Origin of the sequence: Streptomyces albidicamelliae (assembly GCF_025642175.1) — a bacterium.
Taxonomy (GTDB): Bacteria; Actinomycetota; Actinomycetes; order Streptomycetales; family Streptomycetaceae; genus Streptomyces; species Streptomyces albidocamelliae.
In genome coordinates, this window is record NZ_CP106795.1 from 7,341,097 (window position 1) to 7,361,023 (window position 19,927).

At 74.0% G+C, this 19,927-nt stretch carries 20 protein-coding genes and 1 pseudogene; 9 read left to right on the top strand and 12 right to left on the bottom strand.

Going from position 1 to position 19,927, the window contains the following annotated elements; translation table 11 throughout:
- The first annotated feature begins 46 nt into the window (after nucleotides 1-46).
- From N8I86_RS33270 to N8I86_RS33285, 4 genes and pseudogenes are all read left to right on the top strand, one after another.
- Nucleotides 47-415: a DUF6479 family protein gene (locus N8I86_RS33270; protein WP_241840864.1), complete on the top strand. Its 369-nt coding sequence runs from the start codon at nucleotides 47-49 to the stop codon at nucleotides 413-415.
- An 83-nt stretch (nucleotides 416-498) separates the two neighbouring features.
- Nucleotides 499-675, top strand: coding sequence for a hypothetical protein (locus N8I86_RS33275; RefSeq protein WP_263279461.1), 177 nt, complete (start codon nucleotides 499-501; stop codon nucleotides 673-675).
- 126 nt (nucleotides 676-801) lie between these two features.
- A pseudogene (locus tag N8I86_RS33280) lies at nucleotides 802-900 on the top strand (sugar phosphate nucleotidyltransferase); the annotation flags it as partial.
- Between the two features lie 37 nt (nucleotides 901-937).
- On the top strand, nucleotides 938-1,741 hold the full coding sequence (locus N8I86_RS33285) for a class I SAM-dependent methyltransferase (protein ID WP_073890934.1): 804 nt from the start codon (nucleotides 938-940) through the stop codon (nucleotides 1,739-1,741).
- A gap of 12 nt (nucleotides 1,742-1,753) precedes the next feature.
- On the opposite strand, the gene rfbC is transcribed toward N8I86_RS33285, so the two are convergent.
- The 5 genes from rfbC to N8I86_RS33305 all read right to left on the bottom strand — a co-directional run bounded on the left by rfbC (nucleotide 1,754) and on the right by N8I86_RS33305 (nucleotide 5,554).
- Nucleotides 1,754-2,350 carry a dTDP-4-dehydrorhamnose 3,5-epimerase gene (rfbC, locus tag N8I86_RS33290; protein ID WP_263279462.1) on the bottom strand — a complete coding sequence of 199 codons (597 nt, stop codon included), beginning with the start codon at nucleotides 2,348-2,350 and terminating at the stop codon, nucleotides 1,754-1,756.
- Between the two features lie 4 nt (nucleotides 2,351-2,354).
- Nucleotides 2,355-3,191 (bottom strand): hypothetical protein, encoded by an 837-nt coding sequence (locus N8I86_RS39115; RefSeq protein WP_317633628.1) that lies wholly within the window; start codon nucleotides 3,189-3,191, stop codon nucleotides 2,355-2,357.
- Nucleotides 3,110-4,297, bottom strand: coding sequence for a glycosyltransferase family 2 protein (locus tag N8I86_RS39120; RefSeq protein WP_317633629.1), 1,188 nt, complete (start codon nucleotides 4,295-4,297; stop codon nucleotides 3,110-3,112). Before N8I86_RS39120 ends, N8I86_RS39115 begins: the two co-directional genes overlap by 82 nt.
- Before the next feature lie 124 nt (nucleotides 4,298-4,421).
- Nucleotides 4,422-5,006: a hydrolase gene (locus N8I86_RS33300; protein WP_263279463.1), complete on the bottom strand. Its 585-nt coding sequence runs from the start codon at nucleotides 5,004-5,006 to the stop codon at nucleotides 4,422-4,424.
- Nucleotides 5,007-5,116: 110 nt separating this feature from the next.
- A complete protein-coding gene (locus tag N8I86_RS33305; protein ID WP_073890928.1) occupies nucleotides 5,117-5,554 on the bottom strand; it encodes a MarR family winged helix-turn-helix transcriptional regulator in 438 nt (145 codons plus the stop codon).
- A 140-nt stretch (nucleotides 5,555-5,694) separates the two neighbouring features.
- Here N8I86_RS33305 and N8I86_RS33310 point away from each other — a divergent pair, with 140 nt between their 5' ends.
- The 5 genes from N8I86_RS33310 to N8I86_RS33330 all read left to right on the top strand — a co-directional run bounded on the left by N8I86_RS33310 (nucleotide 5,695) and on the right by N8I86_RS33330 (nucleotide 12,058).
- Nucleotides 5,695-8,730 carry an FAD-binding and (Fe-S)-binding domain-containing protein gene (locus N8I86_RS33310; protein WP_263279464.1) on the top strand — a complete coding sequence of 1,012 codons (3,036 nt, stop codon included), beginning with the start codon at nucleotides 5,695-5,697 and terminating at the stop codon, nucleotides 8,728-8,730.
- 2 nt (nucleotides 8,731-8,732) lie between these two features.
- Entirely contained in the window at nucleotides 8,733-9,842 is a 1,110-nt protein-coding gene (locus tag N8I86_RS33315) for an enolase C-terminal domain-like protein (protein WP_123440608.1), read from the top strand.
- A gap of 76 nt (nucleotides 9,843-9,918) precedes the next feature.
- Entirely contained in the window at nucleotides 9,919-10,920 is a 1,002-nt protein-coding gene (locus N8I86_RS33320; RefSeq protein WP_107423647.1) for an SDR family oxidoreductase, read from the top strand.
- 18 nt (nucleotides 10,921-10,938) lie between these two features.
- Nucleotides 10,939-11,439, top strand: coding sequence for a metallophosphoesterase family protein (locus N8I86_RS33325; protein WP_123440609.1), 501 nt, complete (start codon nucleotides 10,939-10,941; stop codon nucleotides 11,437-11,439).
- Between the two features lie 22 nt (nucleotides 11,440-11,461).
- On the top strand, nucleotides 11,462-12,058 hold the full coding sequence (locus tag N8I86_RS33330; protein WP_263279465.1) for a GNAT family N-acetyltransferase: 597 nt from the start codon (nucleotides 11,462-11,464) through the stop codon (nucleotides 12,056-12,058).
- A gap of 56 nt (nucleotides 12,059-12,114) precedes the next feature.
- On the opposite strand, the gene N8I86_RS33335 is transcribed toward N8I86_RS33330, so the two are convergent.
- Genes N8I86_RS33335 through N8I86_RS33365 form a run of 7 tightly spaced genes read right to left on the bottom strand, consistent with a single transcriptional unit; the run spans nucleotide 12,115 to nucleotide 19,867 of the window.
- Nucleotides 12,115-12,771 carry an SRPBCC family protein gene (locus tag N8I86_RS33335; RefSeq protein WP_263279466.1) on the bottom strand — a complete coding sequence of 219 codons (657 nt, stop codon included), beginning with the start codon at nucleotides 12,769-12,771 and terminating at the stop codon, nucleotides 12,115-12,117.
- A 24-nt stretch (nucleotides 12,772-12,795) separates the two neighbouring features.
- Complete coding sequence (locus tag N8I86_RS33340) at nucleotides 12,796-13,902, bottom strand: XdhC family protein (RefSeq protein WP_073890920.1); 1,107 nt, start codon at nucleotides 13,900-13,902, stop codon at nucleotides 12,796-12,798.
- Nucleotides 13,895-15,103: a vWA domain-containing protein gene (locus N8I86_RS33345; protein WP_263279467.1), complete on the bottom strand. Its 1,209-nt coding sequence runs from the start codon at nucleotides 15,101-15,103 to the stop codon at nucleotides 13,895-13,897. Before N8I86_RS33345 ends, N8I86_RS33340 begins: the two co-directional genes overlap by 8 nt.
- 5 nt (nucleotides 15,104-15,108) lie before the next feature.
- Entirely contained in the window at nucleotides 15,109-15,984 is an 876-nt protein-coding gene (locus N8I86_RS33350; RefSeq protein ID WP_073890918.1) for an AAA family ATPase, read from the bottom strand.
- 15 nt (nucleotides 15,985-15,999) lie between these two features.
- Entirely contained in the window at nucleotides 16,000-16,854 is an 855-nt protein-coding gene (locus tag N8I86_RS33355; protein ID WP_263279468.1) for an FAD binding domain-containing protein, read from the bottom strand.
- Complete coding sequence (locus N8I86_RS33360) at nucleotides 16,851-19,337, bottom strand: xanthine dehydrogenase family protein molybdopterin-binding subunit (RefSeq protein ID WP_263279469.1); 2,487 nt, start codon at nucleotides 19,335-19,337, stop codon at nucleotides 16,851-16,853. Before N8I86_RS33360 ends, N8I86_RS33355 begins: the two co-directional genes overlap by 4 nt.
- Nucleotides 19,334-19,867 carry a (2Fe-2S)-binding protein gene (locus N8I86_RS33365; protein WP_263279470.1) on the bottom strand — a complete coding sequence of 178 codons (534 nt, stop codon included), beginning with the start codon at nucleotides 19,865-19,867 and terminating at the stop codon, nucleotides 19,334-19,336. Before N8I86_RS33365 ends, N8I86_RS33360 begins: the two co-directional genes overlap by 4 nt.
- Between the last annotated feature and the right edge of the window lie 60 nt (nucleotides 19,868-19,927).

Consider the following 19,927-nt stretch of genomic DNA (forward strand, 5'->3'; position numbering starts at 1 on the left):
CCGTCCGGCCCGGCATCCTCGGCGCGGCCCCGGGTACCCGCCGCCCATGACGACTTCCATGTACGAAGCGGCCGCCGGCGTTCAGGTGTTCGGATACGTCCTCATCCTGGTCGCCGGGCTGGCCTGTGTGGCGGGACTGATCTGGGCCTTCCGGCTGGGCGCGAAGGTGCGCGAGCGTGAACCGGCACCGCCGCGCCCCGACGAGCAGCCCCGGGTGCCGCCCTCCGGGCCGGTCCGCGAAGTGCAGGAGATGCGGGAGCCGGACGAGGTGCCGCGGGCCGCGGACGGTGACGAGCGGCTCACCCCGCACCACTTCGGCAACGTCGGCAGCAAGCGGGCCGAGGACCAGAGCCGCCCGCGCTGGTCCCCCGGATCGAGCGGCTCGTTCGGCGGCGGTGGCGGCGGCCGGACCTGACCGCCGTCCTCCGTCCGGGTTTGCCCGCGCCCGATCGGGGGACCCGGCCGGACCCCGATCGTGCAGAAAGAAGATGAAGTGACGTGACCGCGCATGCCCACGAGAAGACCGCACTGCCCTACGCCGAGACCGGCTGGGCCGAGGCCCGCCGCCGTCGCGGCCACGGACCGCGCACCTGCCGGCCCGCCGTGCTGAAGCACGCGGCCGACCGCCGGCAGGGCGAGGCGGGCGAGGACAACATCGTGCGCGGCGACGACTGAGACGACCGCCCGGAAGGGCGCACCGCGGGCCCGGAACGCGCGGTGAACCGCGGTGGGCCGCGCAGTGTCCCGACGTGAGCGTCCAGTCGTCCAAACGCAGGTCCGATCGGGACGACCGCCACTAGGGTGGGGCGAAGGAAGGCTCTGGTGCTCTCCGGCGGCACCGGGTCCAGGCTGCGACCGATCGCGCACACCTCGGCCGAGCGACGGGTGCCGGTGGCCGACGGGCAAGCGGTCGGCGAATCCGCGAGGAGACGTCCGAGTGAAACGCCACGAGTTCCTGCGGGGACTCCACAAGGCCACCGCGAACCGCAACTACCTGGAGATCGGCGTCAACGACGGCCGCAGCCTGGCGCTGTCCCGGGTGCCCAGCATCGCGATCGACCCCGCCTTCAAGGTGGTCAGCGAGATCCGCTGCGACGTCCACCTGGCCAAGGCGACCAGTGACGACTTCTTCGCGCGCGACAACCCGCTCGCCCATCTGCGGGGCGGACGCCACCCGTTGCGCAACCTCGCCCGCAACCGCAGCCCGCTCGGCTACTGGAAGCGCACCACCCTGGACCTGTCGTTCATCGACGGCATGCACCTGTTCGAGTACGCGCTGCGGGACTTCATCAACATCGAGAAGCACGCGGACTGGGCCAGTGTGATCGTCTTCGACGACATGCTGCCCCGCAACGTGGACGAGGCCGCCCGCGACCGGCACACCGACGCCTGGACCGGGGACGTCTACAAGCTGATCGAGATCCTCCAGCGCCACCGCCCCGACCTGGTGACCGTGCTCGTCGACACCGCGCCCACCGGCCAGCTGGTGGTCTTCGGCGCCGACCCGGACAACACCGTCCTCAAGGACCGCTACGACGACATCGTCGCGGAGTTCGAGGCCCCCGACCCGCAGAAGGTCCCGGAGTCCGTCCTCGGGCGCACCACGGCCGTCAAGCCCGAGGACTTCCTCGGCGCCGGGTTCTGGAAGCCGCTGGCCGCCTCCCGCAACCGGGGCACCGGCCGCTCCCGCGGCTGGGAGCCGCTGCGCCGCGCGCTCGCGCCGTACGCCGCGGGACGCTGAACCCGGCGGCCCCTACCGGCCGCGCAACCGCTCGTAGTGGGCGGAGCATTCCTTGTACGTGGGCAGCAGCCCGGACTGCTCCGCCTCGGCGAGCGTCGGGGCCTCGGCGTCCTTGGCCGACAGCACCGGCTCGACACCCTCGGGCCAGGCGATGCCCAGCTGCGGGTCGAGCGGGTGCAGCCCGTGCTCGCGCCCGGGCGCGTACCCGGCCGAGCACAGGTACACCACCGCCGCGTCGTCGGTCAGCGCCATGAACGCGTGCCCGAGGCCCTCGGCGAGGAACACCGCGCGCCGGCTCTCGTCGTCCAGCCGCACGGCCTCCCACTGCGCGTAGGTGGGCGAACCGACGCGGATGTCCACGACCACGTCCAGGACGGCTCCGCGCACGCAGGTGATGTACTTCGCCTGCCCGGGCGGCACGTCCGCGAAGTGGATGCCGCGCAGCACGCCCCGGGCGGACACCGACATGTTGGCCTGGGCGAGCTCCAGGTCGTAGCCGGTGGCCTCGCGGAACTCCCCGCCCCGGTACCACTCGTGGAAGCTGCCCCGCTCGTCCGGGAACACCTGCGGTTCCAGCACCCAGGCGTCCGCTATCCCCAACTGCCGCACGTGATCAGGCCCTTCCCGTCGATGTCCTGCCGAGCGCCGCGCGCAGTGCGCGCCGCGCCACGCGTACCAGCCGCCGCAGCGGTCCCGGGCGCCCCGCCCGGACCACCTCGACGTCACCGCGGCCGCGGCCCACCCGCAGCAGCAGCGCCAGCGCCGGCACCCGGCCGTCCGGCAGGCCGAGACCGGTCCGCCAGACGGTGTTGCGCAGTTCCCGCGACGGTATCGAGGCCTCCAGCAGGGAGTGGACGCCGTCGGCGGGGGTGAGCACGGCCGGCCGGTCGAGCGTGCGGCCCGAGGCCGTCGCGGTGAGCCGCAGGGTGGCCGCCGTGCTGTCCGGGACGTACAGCGGCAGGGCCACCGTCAGCGTTTCGGCGTCGGAGACGGCCGCGTCCGCCGGGGTGAGCCGGTGCAGGCCGAGGGACTTCACGGCACGGTCCACGTCCAGCGACAGGTTGCGGCCCTGCTTCGTCCAGTACGGCAGCACGACCCGCCCGGCGACGATCCCGGCCGGCGGCAGCGCGGGCGCCTGCTCGGGGGCGGGGCCAAGGCGGCACTCCTTGGTCCAGCCGCCCAGGGAGACCCGGACGAACATGTCCCACAGCCCGCCGTACAGCGGGGCGCCGCCCGCGGCGGTGCCGGGGTCCACCCCGGCCGTCGCGCGCAGCACCAGGCGGGTGCCGCCGTCCTCGGCGGGGACGCGCTCGCGGGTGAGTTCGACCGGCTGGAAGAAGGAGGCCGCGGTCGCCCGGTCGCGCAGGATCAGGTCGGCGGTGGCCCGCTCGAAGCCGTCCGCCGCGGCGGCGCCCAGCCATGCGGCGGCCTCGGCCGCGTCGCGGGGCACGCCGTCCGCCGCGGGCCGGGGGCGTCGGCGGTCACGGTCAACGGCCCGTCGGCGGTGACGTACTCGGCGGTGAGGCCGACCCGCAGGATGCCGTCCTGCCACTCGACGGCCGTCGGGACGGACCGGGGCCGCACCCCGGCCTCCCACTCGGCGAAGGCGACGAGGTCGTCGTAGCGGTCCTCGCGGAGCAGCGCGGCGACGATCCGCTGTCCGGGACGGAGCCCGGCGGCGACTCCTGGACCGAAACGCTCCACCACGACGGCGTGGATCTCCCGGAACAGCTCGCGCCGGTAGTCGTCGGGCATCGCCAGCAGCCGGCGTCCGCTCATCCGGTCGGCCATCTCCACGCGCAGCCAGCGGCGCAGCAGTTTGTCGCGCAGCGGCCCCGGTTCGGTGTACCGCTCGACCACGTCGAGGGCCTCACGGAGGTTCTTGTAGTAGCCGACGGGGTCGAAGCGCTGGAAGCCGGCGTTGGCGGCGTCGTCGCGTTTGACGTGGTAGTAGCAGACGTAGTCGCTGAGTACGGAGACGTTGTCCGCGCGCAGGTAGGCCTCGGTGACGAAGACGTGGTCCTCGAGGCGCCGCCGGCCCTCGCGGAAGCGCAGGCCGGTGCGGTCCAGGAAAGAGCGCCGGAGCATCTTGTGCGGGGTGAGGCTGTCGATCAGCGGCGCGTTGTCGACCGTGGCGTGCGGGTGGTTGCGGCGGAACAGCTCCACCGGCACCGGGCGGCCCTTTCCGGCCATCTTGCCGACGATCACGTCGGCCTTGTTCGCCACCCCGTAGTCGTACATCCGCTCCAGGGCCTCGTGCCCCAGATGGTCGTCGTTGTCGACGAACATCACGAACTCGCCCCGGGCGGCGTCGATCCCGACGTTGCGGGGCCTGCCCGACCAGCCGGAGTTCTCCTGGTGGATGACCTTCACGTGCGCGTGCTGTGCGGCGAGCTCGTCCAGCCGGGCGGAGGTGCCGTCCGTGGAGCCGTCGTCCACGAAGATCACTTCGTACGCGTCGGCGGGCAGGGACTGGTTCAGCAGCGAGGCGGCGCAGTCCTCGATGTACGGCCCTGGGTTGTAGACGGGGACGACCACGCTGACCTTGACCGGCATCCGGTTCCAAGCCCCCTTTGTCCGCCTGCCGTTGCCTCGGTGACACGGTGTGCGTGGGCGCATGCTAACCCGGCGGCTCGTGCGCGTGTGCGGACACCGCGCACAAGGAGCCGGGCCGAGGGGGTCAGACGTGGGTCTTGGCCAGCAGCTCCAGGATCTCCGCGGTCGTACCGGACTCGCCGAGCCGCGGGAAGATGCGCTCGACGCTGCCCTGGTGCGCCGCGGGGTCGGCGTCGGCCATCGCGTCCGTGGCGAGGGTGACGTGGTAGCCGTGGGCGTAGGCGTCACGGGCGGTGGACTCCACGCCGATGCTGGTGGCGATGCCGGTCAGCACGATCTGGGTGATGCCCCGGCGGCGCAGCTGCACGTCGAGGTCGGTGCCGTGGAAGGCGCTCCAGTTGTGCTTGGTGACCCGGATGTCACCGGGGTGCCCGGACAGCTCGTCGGTGAGGGTGTCCCAGCCCTCGGGGAAGGCGAGCCCGCGAGCCTGGCGCTCGGTGCGGCCGGGGACGGCGTCCGCCCCGTCGGCCGCGAAGGAGACCCGGACGAGCACCACGGGCAGGTTCCGGGCGCGGAAGGCGTCGGCGAGCTCCGCCGTGCGGGCCACGACCTCCGGGCCCGGGTACGGCTGGGTGGGCATGGCCACGATGCCGTTCTGCAGGTCGATCGCGACGAGGGCGGTACGGGGGTCGAGGGCGGTGAGCGACATGGGTCGGCCGGGCCTTTCCGGGGTTCGGGGGGATGGAGAGGGCGCGCCGGCCGGGACGTGGCCGGACGGCCCTTGCGCCGCGGGGGCGGCGTGGGCGGGGGAGGGCCGGATCACGGCTGGGACAGCCGGTCCATCAGCTCCAGGGCCCGCAGGACCGTCTCCCGCTCCTCGGCGGTGAACCGGTCCTGGAAGGCGCGGGCCAGCCACTCCTCGCGGACCTGCTTGTTGCCCTCGACGCGCGCCCTGCCCGCGTCGGTCAGCGTGACCAGCTGGCGCCGCCCGTCGTCGGGGTCGGGGGCACGGCGGATCAGTCCGTGCTGCTCCAGCGCGGCCAGCGTGGTCGCCATGGACTGCGGCCGTACGCCCTCGGCGGCGGCCAGGGCGCTGGCCGTGGCCGCGCCGTGCTTGCCGACCAGAGTGAGCGCCGACTCCTGGGAGGGGGTCAGGTCGGCGTCCTGGGCGATCTCCCGGATGCGGCGCCGCAGCCGGCTGAAGACCACCCGCAGGTCACGGGCGGCACGGACGGCCGAGTCGGAGAGGTGATCCATGCCGTCAGCCTAGGACCGACAGCGGAAACTGTCCAGGTGGAACTGTTCAGCTTTGCCTGAACAATTGTCGGGTACTCGCCCGCCGTCGGACCACTCAGGCGGGCCCGGGCCTTGCGTCGACGGCAGGTGAAGGAGCGCAGATGACCCCTCCGGACACGTCCGGCCTGGAGGCGGCCCTCCGTGCCGAGGTGGACGGCGAAGTCCGCTTCGACGCGGGCAGCCGCGGCGCCTACGTCACGGACGGCTCGAACTACCGGCAGGTCCCGCTGGGCGTCGTCGTCCCCCGCACGGTGGAGGCGGGCGCCCGGGCCGTCGCGGTGTGCGCGCGCTTCGCCGCCCCCGTCCTGTCCCGGGGCGGCGGCACCAGCCTGGCCGGACAGACGACCAACACCGCCGTGGTGATCGACTGGAGCAAGTACTGCACCAAGGTGCTCACCGTCGACGCCGAACGGCGCACCTGCGTGGTGGAACCCGGCATCGTCCTGGACGAACTCAACCGGCAACTGGCCGTACACAAGCTCCAGTTCGGCCCGAAGCCCTCCACTCACAGCCACTGCGCGCTCGGCGGCATGATCGGCAACAACTCCTGCGGCGCCTCCGCCCAGGCCTACGGCAAGACCGTCGACAACGTCCGGCGCCTGGAGATCCTCACCTACGACGGCCAGCGCGCCTGGGTCGGTCCCACCCCGCCCGCCGAGCGCGCCCGGATCGTCGCCGGCGGCGGACGGCTCGCCGAGATCTACACGGGCCTCGACCGCATCGCCACCGAGTACCTCGCGGACATCCGCCGCGGCTACCCGAAGATCCCGAGGCGCGTCTCCGGCTACAACCTCGACTCCCTGCTGCCGGAGAACGGCTTCGACGTGGCCAAGGCGCTCGTCGGCAGCGAGGGCACCCTGGTCACCTTCCTGCGCGCCGAACTCGACCTCGTCCCCGTCCCCGCCCGCCAGTCGCTGCTCGTCCTCGGCTACGACGACATCTGCGCCGCCGCCGACGACGTGTCCCACCTCCTGGAGCACTGCTCGCCCAGCCAGCTGGAGGCCCTGGACGGCCGCATGGCCCAGCTGATGCGCGAGGAGGGCGCCTACCTCGACTCGCTCGACACCCTGCCCGAGGGCGACAGCTGGCTGCTGGTGCAGTACAGCGGCGACAGCCAGGAGGACGTCGACGCCCAGGCCCACGCCCTGCTGCGCGCCGTCGGCCGCGACGAGAAGGACGCGAACGTCGCCTTCTCCGACGACCCCGAGCGCGAGCAGAAGATGCTCAGGGCCCGCGAGGCCGGCCTCGGCGTCACCGCCCGCCCGCCGGACGACCGGGAGACCTGGGAGGGCTGGGAGGACTCCGCCGTACCGCCCGAACGGCTCGGCGACTACCTGCGCGACCTGAAGGGGCTGTTCGAGGAGTTCGGTTACGACCACCCCTCCCTCTACGGGCACTTCGGGCAGGGCTGCGTCCACACCCGCATCCCGTTCGGCCTGAAGACCGCCGAGGGCGTGGCCGGCTTCCGCCGCTTCGTGGAGCGCGCCGCCGACCTCGTCGTCTCCTACGGCGGCTCCCTGTCCGGCGAGCACGGGGACGGCCAGTCCCGCGGCGAACTGCTCAGCCGGATGTTCGGCGCACGGCTCGTGACCGCCTTCGGCGAGTTCAAGGCCGTCTTCGACCCGGGCAACCGGATGAACCCCGGCAAGATCGTCCACCCCAACCCCGTCGACGGCCAGTTGCGGCTCGGACCCACCTGGCGGCCCGACACCCCGGCGACCCACTTCGGCTTCCCCGAGGACGACCACTCCTTCAACCGCGCGGTGATGCGCTGCGTGGGCATCGGCAACTGCCGCGGCCACACCGGCGGCGTCATGTGCCCCTCCTACCGGGCCACCATGGAGGAGGAGCACTCCACCCGCGGCCGGGCCCGGCTGCTGTTCGAGATGCTCGACGGACACGCGGACTCCGCCGTCAAGGACGGCTGGCGCTCCACCGCCGTGCACGACGCGCTCGACCTCTGCCTGGCCTGCAAGGGCTGCAAGTCCGACTGCCCGACCGGCGTCGACATGGCCACCCTCAAGGCCGAGTTCCTCTCCCACCACTACGAGGGACGCCTGCGCCCCGCCGCCCACTACGCCATGGGCTGGCTCCCGCTGTGGGCGAAGCTGTCCCGCATCGCCCCCCGGCTGGTCAACTCCGTGCTCCACGCGCCCGGTCTGGCCCGCGCCGGCAAGCGGCTGGCCGGCGTCGACGGGGCCCGCGAGGCCCCCGTGTTCGCCGCGCAGTCCTTCCTCCAGTGGTGGCGGCAGCGCGACACCGAGAACCCCGACCCGGATGACCCGCGCACCGTCGTGCTCTGGCCCGACACCTTCAGCACCTACTTCCACCCCTCGATCGCGAAGTCGGCCGTACGGGTCCTGGAGGACGCCGGCTTCCGGGTCGCCGTCCCCACCGAACCGGTGTGCTGCGGCCTGACCTGGATCTCCACCGGCCAACTGCCCGTCGCCCAGAAGGTCCTGAGGCGCACCCTCGACGTCCTGCGCCCCTACCTGGACGCGGGCACCCCGGTCATCGGCCTCGAACCGTCCTGCACCGCCGTCTTCCGGTCCGACGCCCCCGAGCTGATGCCCGCCGACCAGGACGTGCGGCGGCTCGCCGGCCAGGTCCGCACCTTCGCCGAACAGCTCGTCCACCACGCGCCCGACGACTGGCGGCCACCGCAACCGGCCCGGCAGGCGACCGTGCAGACCCACTGCCACCAGCACGCCGTCATGAAGTTCGACGCCGACCGCGAACTGATGCGCCGCGCCCACCTCGACGCCGACGTCCTCGACGAGGGCTGCTGCGGACTGGCCGGCAACTTCGGCTTCGAGCGCGGCCACCACGAGGTGTCCATGGCCGTCGGCGAACTCGGCGTCCTGCCCGCCGTGCGCGGTGCCGCCCCGGACAGCCTCGTCCTCGCCGACGGCTTCAGCTGCCGCACCCAGATCGAACAGGGCGGCACCGGCCGCCGCGCCCTGCACCTCGCCGAAGTCCTCGCGCTCGCCCTCGACGGCAACCTCCCCGGTGACCGGCCCGAACGCCTCGCCGACCGGCCTGCCGAGCCGTCCCGCACGGCCCGCTGGGCGACCACCGTCGCCCTGGCCGTACTCGCCGCGGGCGCGGTCGGCGGGCTGTGCCGGCCACGGAGGTGACCATGACCGACCTGCCCGCCGTCGAGACCGTGGACACCGCCGTCTACACCGTGCCCACCGACGCCCCCGAGGCGGACGGCACACTCGCCTGGGACTCGACCACCCTGGTCCTGGTCACCGTCCGCTCCGGCCCCACCACCGGACTGGGCTGGACCTACGCGCCCGCCGCCACCGCCCACGTCGTCCGCGACCTGCTCGCCGGCCCCGTCACCGGTCTCCCCGCGTTCGACGTGCCGCGCGCCAACGAGCGCATGTGCCGGGCCGTCCGCAACGCCGGGCTGCCCGGCGTGACCGCCCAGGCGATCGCCGCGGTCGACATCGCCCTGTGGGACCTCAAGGCCCGGCTGCTCGACGTCCCCCTCGTCCACCTCCTCGGCCGCGCCCGCGACGACGTGCCCGTCTACGGCAGCGGCGGCTTCACCACTTATGACGCCGATCGCCAGGACCGGCAACTGCGCGGCTGGACCGAGGAACAGGGCATCCCCCGCGTGAAGATCAAGATCGGCGAGTCCTGGGGCACCCGGCAGACCCGCGACCTGGAACGGGTCGCCCGCGCGCGGGCCGGCGTCGGTGACACCGCCGAGCTCTACGTGGACGCGAACGGCGCCTACACCGGCGGGCAGGCCGTGCGGATCGCCGGCGGCCTCGCCGACCACGGCGTGACCTGGTTCGAGGAACCCGTCTCCGCCGACCACCTCGGCATGCTCGCGGACATCCGCGGCCGCGTCCCGATGGACGTCACCGCGGGCGAGTACGGCTACACGCTGCCCTACTTCGCCGCCATGCTGTTTGCCGGCGCCGTCGACTGCCTCCAGGCGGACGTCACCCGGTGCGGCGGCATCACCGTCTGGCTGCGCGCCGCCGCCCTCGCCCACGCGCACGGACTCGACATCTCGGGGCACTGCGCGCCCCACGCCCACGCCCACGTCGCCGCCGCCGTGCCCAACCTCCGCCACCTGGAGTGGTTCCACGACCACGTCCGCGTCGAGGGGCTCCTCTTCGACGGCGTCCTGGACCCCGGCGGCGGCAGCGTCACCCCGGGCGCCGACGGGGCGCCGGGACTGGGCCTCACCCTCGTCGAGGAGCAGGCGCGGCGGTACCGCGTGGAGTGAGACCGATGCGAACCGCCGCTTCCCGCCCGACGAACCGTTCCCAGACGTACGACATGCCGTACGAGAGGAGATGACCATGCCCCAGACCGTCGTCATCACCGGTGCCAGCGCCGGGATCGGGCGCGCCACCGCCCGCCTGTACGCGCGGCGCGGTGCCGACGTCGTACTGATCGCACGGGGCAAGGGAGGCCTGGAGGAGGCGGCGGACGAGGTCGCCGCCCTCGGCGGACGCCCGCTGGTCCAGGTCGCCGACACCGCCGACCCGGCAGGCGTGGAGGCGGCCGCCGACGCCGCCGAGGAGACCTTCGGACCCATCGACGTGTGGATCAACTGCGCGTTCTCCACGGTGTTCGCCCCCTTCGAGGAGATCACCGCCGAGGAGTTCGAGCGCGTCACGAAGGTGACCTACCTCGGTTTCGTCAACGGCACCCGCTCGGCCCTCAAACGGATGCTGCCCCGGGACCGCGGCACCGTCGTGCAGGTCGGCTCCGCGCTCGGGGAACGCTCCATCCCGCTCCAGGCCGCCTACTGCGGCGCCAAGCACGCCATCAACGGCTTCACCTCCTCCCTGCGCACCGAACTGCTGCACCGCGGTAGCCGCGTGCACATCACCGTCGCCCAGATGCCCGCCGTCAACACCCCCCAGTTCCAGTGGGTGCGCTCCCGGCTGGCCAAGCACCCCATGCCGGTGCCGCCCATCTACCAGCCCGAGGTCGCCGCACGGGGCGTCGCGTACGCGGCCGACCACCCGCGCCGCAAGCAGTACTACGTCGGCGCCACCACGGTCGCCACCATCTGGGCCAACCGCCTCGCACCGGCCCTGCTCGACCGCTACCTGGCCCGCACCGGCTTCGACGCCCAGCAGACCGACAGCGTCCCGCCCGCCGGCCTCGACAACCTCTTCGAGCCGGTCGACCGCGAACCCGCGGGCGACCAGGGCGCCCACGGCGCCTTCGACGACACCGCCCACGCCCGGTCCTGGCAGGAGATCCTGGTCCGGCACCCCGCGGCCACGGCGGTCGGCGCGGGCGCCGCCGTACTGGGCGCCGTACGCGGCGTCCGCCGGCTGACCTCCTGAGCCGCCTAGGCTGACCGCGTGCGTCTCCTGCTGATGTCCGACACCCACCTCCCGAAGCGCGCCAAGCGGCTCCCGGAGCAGCTGCTCGCCGAACTCCCGCACGCGGACGTCGTCCTGCACGCCGGGGACTGGGTCGACGCGGCCACCCTCGACCTGCTGGAGAGCCGCAGCCGCCGGCTGGTCGGGGTGTACGGCAACAACGACGGCCCCGAGCTGCGCGCCCGGCTCCCCGAGGTGGCCCGTGCCGACCTCGGGGGCCTGCGCTTCGGCGTGGTGCACGAGACCGGCCCCGCCCAGGGCCGCGAGGCCCGCTGCGCCGCCCGCTTCCCCGACCTCGACGTCCTGGTCTTCGGGCACAGCCACATCCCCTGGGACACCACCGCCCCCGGCGGCCTGCGCCTGCTCAACCCCGGCTCCCCGACCGACCGCCGCCGCCAGCCCCACTGCACCTACCTCACGGCGGCGGTCGACGGCGGAGCGCTCACCGACGTGACGCTGCACCGGCTGCCCCGGCGGTGACGGCCCGTGGCATGATCACCGGATGACCTCCACCGCCGGCATACCCGACGTCGTCCCCGCGGGCCGCCTCGCCGCCGGGGCACAGCCCGTGCTGCCGCTGCCCGGCGGTCTGGAGCTGCGGCCCTGGCGGCTGGACGACGGTGACGCCGACGCCCTGCACACCGCCGGACAGGACCCGGCGATCAGCCACTGGAACCTCTTCTCCGTCGGCAGCCGGGACGAGGCCCGCGCCCGCATCGAGCGGCTGCACGCCCGCCGGACGGCCGAGACGGGCGCGATCTGGGCCGTCGCCCCGGCCGGCGGCGCGGCCGTCGGACTCGCCGGGCTCAACGACGTCGACCTGGCCGGCGGCAGTGCCGAGGTCGTCTACTGGGTGCTGCCCGAGGCACGCGGCGGCGGCATCGCGGTCGCGGCGACCCGCGCGCTCAGCCGCTGGGCCCTGGACGAGCTGGGTCTGCACCGGCTGACGCTGTGCCACTCCACCGGCAACCCCGCCTCCTGCCGGGTGGCCGAGAAGGCCGGCTACCTCTTCGAGGGCACCCACCGCAGCGCCCTGCTGCACGCCGACGGCTGGCACGACCAGCACGTCCACGCACGCGTCTCCGGAGACCCCGCCTAGCGCGCTGCGGGTGCGTCGTGGCTCGTCGCGGAGTTCCCCGCGGCCCTTCCGGGGCGCTAGCGGCGTCGTCTTCCGTGGCGGCTTCGGTCGCGGCGCCGCAGGCGCAGGACCACCACGGTCAGGGCGGCGAGGGCCGCCGCCAGGGCCGCCGCCCGTTTGGCCACCGGGAGGCCTGCGGCGTGCAGCAGGTCCAGCGGCTCCGGCTCCGCCGGACCGGCCGTCGCCGCCGCCGTCGCTTCCTCGCCCGGCCGCTCCTCGGCGGCCGGGGCCGGCTCGGTCAGCCGCTGGGCCAGACAGTCCGCGAACTGCGACACCAGCCGGTCGCCCACCTCCGCCAGCACCCCGCGCCCGAACTGCGCCGGACGACCGGTCACAGTCAGATCCGTCCGCACCGAGACCGCCGTACCGCCGTCGCGTCCGGTCAGCTCCGCGGTGACCGTCGCCCGGGCCGTGCCCTGCCCCCGGGTCTCCCGGCCGCTCGCCACCAGCACCATCCGGTGTGCCGCCTCGTCCTGCTCCTCGAACACCGCGGTGCCCCGGTAGGTCACGGTCACCGGGCCGACCTTGACCTTCACCGAACCCGTCACGGTCTTGCCGTCGTACTCCTCCACCGCCGCGCCCGGCAGACACGGTGCGACGCGTTCGATGTCCAGGAGCGCCGGCCAGGCCTCGCCGACCGGGACGGGGACGGTGAACTCGTGCTGCAGCTCCATGACTTCTCCTCGCACTCAGAGCACTCAGACGGCGGCGGGCGGATGGATGGCCCCGGTGGTCGCGGTCAGCGGCGTTCCGCTGCCGCCCCAGCGCAGGGCGACGATCTCGGCGGCGACGGACACGGCGACCTCCTCGGGTGTACGCGCCCCGAGGTCGAGCCCCAGCGGTGAGCGCAGCCGGGACAGCTCCACCGGCGTGAGACCGGCCTCGGCCAGGCGTTCGCGCCGCTCGTCATGGGTACGGCGGCTGCCCATCGCCCCGATGTACGCGGCCGGCCGGCGCAGCGCCTCCTCCAGCAGCGGCACGTCGAACTTCGGGTCGTGGGTGAGGACGCAGATCACCGTGCGCTCGTCGGTGCCGGTGCTGCGCAGATACCGGTGCGGCCACTCCACGACGACCTCCACGCCGGTCGGGAAGCGCTTGGGCGTCGCGAAGACCGGGCGGGCGTCGCACACGGTGACCCGGTAGCCGAGGAAGTCGCCGATCCGGGCCACCGCGGCCGCGTAGTCGATCGCGCCGAACACCAGCATCCGCGGCGGCGGCGCGAACGACTGGAGGAACACCGTGACGTCGTCCTCACGGCGCTCGCCCCGCGGGCCGTAGTGCCGCAGGACCGTCGCGCCGAGGGCGAGTTCACCGCGCGCGTCGGCCGCGACGGCGGCATCGAGCCCGCTCGTGCCGAGCGTGCCGGCCACGGTGTCCCGCCACACCCCGAGGGCGGCACCGCGCGGGGCGGGCCCGTCGACCACCGTCGCCACGGTCACCGGCTCGCCCGCGTCCACCGCGCCCGCGACCGCCCCGAACACCGGGTCCGTCTCGGGCGACACCGGCCGCACCAGCAGCGTGATCTCCCCGCCGCAGGTGAGCCCCACCGCGAAGGCGTCCTCGTCGCTGTACCCGAAGCTCTCCAGCCGGGCCTCGCCGCTCGCCACCACCTCCTGCGCCAGCTCGAACACCGCGCCCTCCACGCAGCCGCCCGACACGCTCCCCACCACCTCGTCGTCCGGACCCACGGCCATGGCGGCACCGGGCCCCCGCGGCGCGCTGCGGCTGACCGCGACGACCGTGGCGAGCCCGAACGGGATCCGGGAGGTGTACCAGCGCTCCAGCGCCGGGAGGATCTCACGCACGCTGCGCTCCTTTCACGTCGTCCGCGCCGCCCGCCGCCCCGCGCACCACCGCCGCGAGCCGCTCCAGTGCCGCGAGGCTGTGCCCCTCGACGAAGGCGTCGACACTCGGCAGGGCCGCGGCCATCCCAGCCGCCAGCGGCGCGTAACCGGGGCGGGCCTTGCGCGGGTTGGCCCAGATCACCTGATGGGCCAGGGCGTGCAGCCGGCGCATCTGCGCGCCGAGCAGTTCCGGGTCCCCGCGCTCCCAGCCGTCCGACATGAGGACGACGACCGCGCCGCGCGCCATGCCGCGCTGCCCCCAGCGGTTCAGGAACTCGCGCAGCAGCTCGCCCAGGCGGGTGCCGCCGCGCCAGTCCGGCACGGCCGCCGCCAGGGCCGTCATCGCCAGCTCCGGGTCCCGGTGGGACAGTTCTCGGGTCGTGCGGGTCAACCGGGTACCGATGGTGAACACCTCCGTGCGCCCCGCCCGCACCGCCGCGTGCGCGAACCGCAGCAGCGCATCCGCGTACGGCGCCATCGAACCGCTCACGTCGACCAGCAGGACGACCCGGCGGGGCCGCTCCGTCCGTGCGTGCCGCCGCAGCCGGGCGGGTTCCCCGCCGCGCCGCAGCAACTCCCGTACCGTGCGCCGCGGATCGACGTCCCCGCGCCGGGCCGGCCGCCGCCGGGCCGTTCGCCGGGTCTGGCCGTGCAGCGCGAACGCGGCCAGCAGGCGGTGCAGTTGGGCCCGCTCCGCGGCGTCGAACCCGGCCACGTCACGATGGCGCAGCACCTCCGCCGAGCTGGCGAGCGTGGCCGTGGGCGGACCCGCCGGCTCGCTCCCGGCCGGCCCGCCCGGTACGCCGACCGCCTCCCGCACGGTGAGCCGCAGCCGGGGCGGGGGAGTGGCACGCACCCGGCGCGGGGCCGGGGCGCCGCGTGCCCCGAAGTACGCGGCGAACACCCGCTCGTAGCGCTCCAGGTCGTCGTGCCCGCCGCACAGCGTCGCCCGGCCCGCCCAGTACACGTCCGCCCGCATCCCGGGCCGCAGTACGGCCACGGCCCGCAGGAACGCGTACAGCCGTTCGGTGCTGACGTCGAGCCCGGCCGCCCGCAGCGCCCGGACGAAGCCGACCAGCACGGCGTCGGCGCCGAGCGGTGTCCCGGGCGGGCCGCTAGCCGTGGCGGGCGGCCGGTCCGCCGCGCCGTCGGCCGGGGCCATGGCCGTCACACCCCCCGGGCGGCCAGGGCCGCCGCGAGGTCCAGGCCCCGGGCCCGGTCCATGTCCTCCCGGTACTTCAGCACCGAACCCAGCGTCGTCACCACCAGGTCCGCGTCCGCCTCCCGGGCGCCCAGCGCGTCCAGCGCCTGCGCCCAGTCGATCGTCTCGGCCACCCCCGGGGGCTTGAGCAGGTCCGCGCCCCGCAGGGTCTGCACCAGCGAGGTCACCTGCTCGGCCAGCCGCTGCGACACCTCGGGGAGCCGTCGCCGCACGATGGCCAGTTCCCGCGCGAAGGACGGATGGTCGAACCAGTGGTAGAGGCACCGCCGCTTCAGCGCGTCGTGCACCTCCCGGGTCCGGTTGGAGGTCAGCACCACCACCGGCGGCACCTCGGCCCGCAGCGTGCCGAGTTCCGGGATCGAGACGGAGTACTCGGACAGCAGCTCCAGCAGGAACGCCTCGAACTCGTCGTCGGCGCGGTCGATCTCGTCGACGAGCAGCACCGACGGCTGCGTCTGCAGGGCCTGGAGCAGCGGCCGGGCGATGAGGAAGCGCCGGTCGTACAGCTCGCTCTCCAGCCGGTCGGCGTCCGTCACCCCGGCCGCCTCGGCGGCCCGCAGGTGCAGCAGCTGGCGTGGGAAGTCCCAGTCGTACAGCGCCTGGGAGGCGTCGATGCCCTCGTGGCACTGGAGGCGGATCAGCGGCGCGCCGAGCGCCTCGGCGAGGGCGGCGGCGAGCGCGGTCTTCCCGACGCCCGCGTCGCCCTCGCAGAACAGCGGCCGGTGCAGCCTCAGGGCCAGGAAGCAGGTGACGGCCAGCCCCTCGTCGACGAGGTACCCCGTCTCCTCCAGGCGGGCCCGCACCTGCTCCGGGTCGTCCATCCGGGTGATCGGCGCTCACCCCCATCCGGTGGCGGTCAGCACCGCCCGCCGGGTCAGCACGCGCGCGAGGTGCTGCCGGTACTCGGGGGAGGCCGCCAGGTCCTGCGACGGCCGGGCGCCCTCGGCCGCCGCCTCGGCGGCACGGGCCACGGCCTCGGGGCCGTCGGCGCCGGACAGCGCCTCCTCGGCGGCCGTGGCGCGCAGCGGTGTGGAGCCCATGTTGGTGAGGCCGACGCGCGCCTCGGCGATGTGCCCGTCGTCGCGCCGCACCAGCGCGGCGACACCGACGATGGCCCAGGACTGGGCGACGGGGTGGAACTTCTCGTAGTGGAAGCTCCAGCCGTCCGTCTTCGGGATCCGCACCTCCACCAGGAGTTCGTCGGGCGCCAGCGCCGACTGGAGGTAGTCGACGAAGAACTCCCGCGCCGGTACCGTGCGCCGGCCGCCGGGTCCTGCCACGACCAGGCCGGCGTCCAGCGCCAGGGCCACGGCGGGCAGGTCCCCGGCCGGGTCGGCGTGCGCGAGGGAGCCGCCCAGGGTGCCCCGGTGCCGTACCGCCGGGTCGGCCACCGTGGCCGTCGCCTCGGCCAGCAGACCGGCGTGCCGGCGCACCAGCGGGTCCCGGACCACCTCGTGGTGCGTGGTCATCGCGCCGATGACGAGCGTGTCGCCGTCCTCGCGGACCCCGCGCAGCTCGCTGATCCTGCCGACGTCCACGACGAGTTCGGGGAAGGCCAGCCGCATCCGCAGCAGCGGCAGCAGGCTCTGCCCGCCGGCCAGCACCTTGCCGTCCTCGCCCGCGTCGGCGAGGGTGCGCACCGCCTCGTCCACGCTGTCGGGGCGGGCGTACTCGAATGCGGGGGGAATCATGCCTGGTCCTCCTTCCCCGAGGGGTCGTACTGGCCCACGTCGCCGGACTGCGCCGCCTGCCCGGACTGGCCGGACTGCGCGGGCCCCGTCCCCTCGACGTCCTCGGTCGCGACGCCGGCTCCGGACCGCGCGGCCTGGACCGCCTGCCACACCCGGTGCGGTGAGCAGGGCATCCGGACGTCCCGCACACCGAGCGGCCGCAGGGCGTCCACCACGGCGTTGACGACCGCGGGCGTCGACGCGATGGTCCCCGCCTCGCCGACGCCCTTGACGCCCATGGAGTTGTCGACGGCCGGGGTCTCGGTGCGGTCGGTGACGAAGTCCGGCAGGTCCGCGGCCGACGGCACCAGGTAGTCGGCCATGGTGCCGGAGACCAGGTTGCCCTGGTCGTCGTAGACGGCCTCCTCGAACAGCGCCTGCGCGATGCCCTGGGCGAGGCCGCCGTGCACCTGGCCCTCGACGATCATCGGGTTGACGACCGTGCCGACGTCGTCCACGCAGACGTACGAACGGATCCGGGTCTTCCCGGTCTCGGTGTCGACCTCGACCGCGCACAGGTGGGTGCCGTGCGGGAAGGAGAAGTTCTCCGGGTCGAGCACCGTCTCGGCGTTGATGGACGGCTCGACGCCGTCGGGCAGGTCGTGCGAGGTGAACGTCTCGAAGGCGATCTCCTGGATGGTCCTGCGGGCCTCCGGGGATCCCTTCACCGAGAACGCCCCGCCGCTGAACTCCAGGTCCTGCTCGCTCGCCTCCAGCAGGTGCGCGGCGATCTTCCGTGCCTTGTCCACGACCTTCACCGCCGCCCGGTGCACGGCCTCGCCGCCGACGGCCAGCGAACGCGAGCCGTAGGTGTCCATGCCCATCGGGGCGGACTTGGTGTCGCCGTGCACGACCTCGATGTCCTCGAACGGCACGCCGAGCACGTCGGCCGCGATCTGGCTCCAGCAGGTCTCGTGGCCCTGCCCGTGCGGGCTGGTGCCGGTGACGACCTCGACCTTGCCGGTGGGCAGCATGCGGATGCTCGCCGCCTCCCAGCCGCCGGCGCCGTACCGCAGGTCGCGCAGCACCCGGCTCGGCGCGAGGCCGCACATCTCGGTGAACGTCGACACGCCGATGCCGAGGCGTACGGTGTCACCGCGCTCGTTGCGCTTGCGCTGCTCGGCGCGCAGGTCGTCGTAGCCGAACAGGGCCAGTGCCTTCTCGGTCGCGGCCTCGTAGTTGCCGCTGTCGTAGGTCAGGCCGGCGATCGTGGCGTACGGGAACTCCTCGTGCCGGATCCAGTTCCGGCGCCGTACCTCCACGGGGTCCAGGCCGAGTTCCACGGCCAGTTCGTCCATGATCCGCTCGATGGCGTACGTGGCCTCCGGGCGGCCGGCGCCGCGGTAGGCGTCGGTGGGGGTACGGGTGGTGAAGACCCCGGTGCAGTTGAATTCGTAGGAGTCCATCTTGTAGATGCCCGGGTACATGAAGGCGCCGAGGATCGGGATGCCCGGGGTGACGAGCATCAGGTAGGCGCCCATGTCGGCGAGCAGGTCCACCTTCAGGCCGAGCAGCCTGCCCTCGCGGGTGGCGGCGATCTCCACGTCCTGGATCATGCCGCGGCCGTGGTGCGTCGCGAGGTAGCCCTCGGAGCGGGACTCGGTCCACTTCACCGGGCGCCCGAGCCTGCGGGCCACCGCGAGGGCCAGCGCCTCCTCGCCGTACACCTGGAGCTTGGAGCCGAAGCCGCCGCCCACGTCGGGGGCGATCACCCGCAGCTTCTGCTCGGGGATGCCGGTGACCGTGGCCAGCATGATCCGCAGGATGTGCGGGATCTGGGTCGCGGAGTAGACGGTGTACTCGCCGGAGGCGGCGATCGGCGTGACGACGACCGCGCGGGGCTCCATGGCGTTGGGGATCAGCCGCTGCTGGTGGTAGCGGCGCTTCAGGGTCACCTCGGCGCGCTCGCGGACCGCGTCGAAACTCTCGCCGGTGGCGAGCGGCCAGGTGTAGCAGCGGTTGGTGCCCTTGTCGGCGTGGACCAGCGGCGCGTCCTCGGCGAGGGCGGCCTCCAGGTCGAGCACCGGTGGCAGCGGGTCGTAGTCGACCTCCACCGCTTCCAGGGCGTCGGCGGCGGCGTACCGGTCGCGGGCGATCACGACGGCCACCGGGTCACCGGCGTGGCGGACCTCGTCCACGGCGATCGGCGGGTGGTCGGGCAGCACGATGTCCTCGGTCACGGGCCAGGCGCAGGGCAGCGAGCCCAGGCCCTCGGCGAGGTCGGCGCCGCTGTACGCGGCGATGACTCCGGGCCGTTCGAGGGCGGGCGAGACGTCGACCCGGGTGAGGCGGGCGTGCGCCATCGGGCTGCGCAGCACGGCCAGGTGCAGCAGGCCGGCGACCTGGATGTTGTCCGTCCAGCTGGTCTGGCCGGTGATCAGCCGGGCGTCCTCCTTGCGGAGCCGGGAGCGGCCGATCTCGCGCTCTACGGCCTGGTCGGTCATGCCGTCGCCTCCTCGGTGACCTGCTGTCCGGAGGCGGCCCCCTGCCCGGCTTCCGCCCGGCCGGGGGAGTTCTCCCCGTCGGCCGCGGCGAGCACCGCGCGGACGATGTTCTGGTAGCCGGTGCACCGGCAGAGGTTGCCTTCCAGGGCCTGCCTGACCTCGTCGGAGGTGGGGTGCGGGTTCTCGCGGAGCAGATCCCGCGCCGCCATGATCATCCCGGGGGTGCAGTAGCCGCACTGCAGACCGTGCCGCTCGTGGAAGGCGCGCTGGAGCGCCGTCCACTCGCCGTCCCGGGCCAGCCCCTGGATCGTGGTCACCTCGCCGCCGTCGGCCTGTACGGCCAGCACTGAGCAGCTCTTGACCGTCGCGCCGTCCAGGTCGACCGTGCACGCCCCGCAGTTGGAGGTGTCGCAGCCGATCGGGGTGCCGGTGAGTCCGAGGCGGTCACGCAGATAGTGGGCGAGGAGGAGACGGGGTTCCACGTCGTCCTCGTACGTCGTGCTGTCCACGTTCACCTTGATGTGGGTCATGCGCCCTCCAGGCCGTGCGGGCAGGAGTGAGGAATCAGCCACGCTCGCGTGATGTAGGTC

Coding starts and splice junctions, on each gene's coding strand:
- N8I86_RS33270 (WP_241840864.1), top strand. CDS start 47: ATGACGACTTCCATGTACGAAGCGGCCGCCGGCGTTCAGGTGTTCGGA.
- N8I86_RS39120 (WP_317633629.1), bottom strand. CDS start 4,297: ATGCCGGTCAAGGTCAGCGTGGTCGTCCCCGTCTACAACCCAGGGCCG.
- N8I86_RS33300 (WP_263279463.1), bottom strand. CDS start 5,006: ATGTCGCTCACCGCCCTCGACCCCCGTACCGCCCTCGTCGCGATCGAC.
- N8I86_RS33305 (WP_073890928.1), bottom strand. CDS start 5,554: ATGGATCACCTCTCCGACTCGGCCGTCCGTGCCGCCCGTGACCTGCGG.
- N8I86_RS33310 (WP_263279464.1), top strand. CDS start 5,695: ATGACCCCTCCGGACACGTCCGGCCTGGAGGCGGCCCTCCGTGCCGAG.
- N8I86_RS33315 (WP_123440608.1), top strand. CDS start 8,733: ATGACCGACCTGCCCGCCGTCGAGACCGTGGACACCGCCGTCTACACC.
- N8I86_RS33320 (WP_107423647.1), top strand. CDS start 9,919: ATGCCCCAGACCGTCGTCATCACCGGTGCCAGCGCCGGGATCGGGCGC.
- N8I86_RS33330 (WP_263279465.1), top strand. CDS start 11,462: ATGACCTCCACCGCCGGCATACCCGACGTCGTCCCCGCGGGCCGCCTC.
- N8I86_RS33335 (WP_263279466.1), bottom strand. CDS start 12,771: ATGGAGCTGCAGCACGAGTTCACCGTCCCCGTCCCGGTCGGCGAGGCC.
- N8I86_RS33345 (WP_263279467.1), bottom strand. CDS start 15,103: ATGGCCCCGGCCGACGGCGCGGCGGACCGGCCGCCCGCCACGGCTAGC.
- N8I86_RS33350 (WP_073890918.1), bottom strand. CDS start 15,984: ATGGACGACCCGGAGCAGGTGCGGGCCCGCCTGGAGGAGACGGGGTAC.
- N8I86_RS33355 (WP_263279468.1), bottom strand. CDS start 16,854: ATGATTCCCCCCGCATTCGAGTACGCCCGCCCCGACAGCGTGGACGAG.
- N8I86_RS33360 (WP_263279469.1), bottom strand. CDS start 19,337: ATGACCGACCAGGCCGTAGAGCGCGAGATCGGCCGCTCCCGGCTCCGC.
- N8I86_RS33365 (WP_263279470.1), bottom strand. CDS start 19,867: ATGACCCACATCAAGGTGAACGTGGACAGCACGACGTACGAGGACGAC.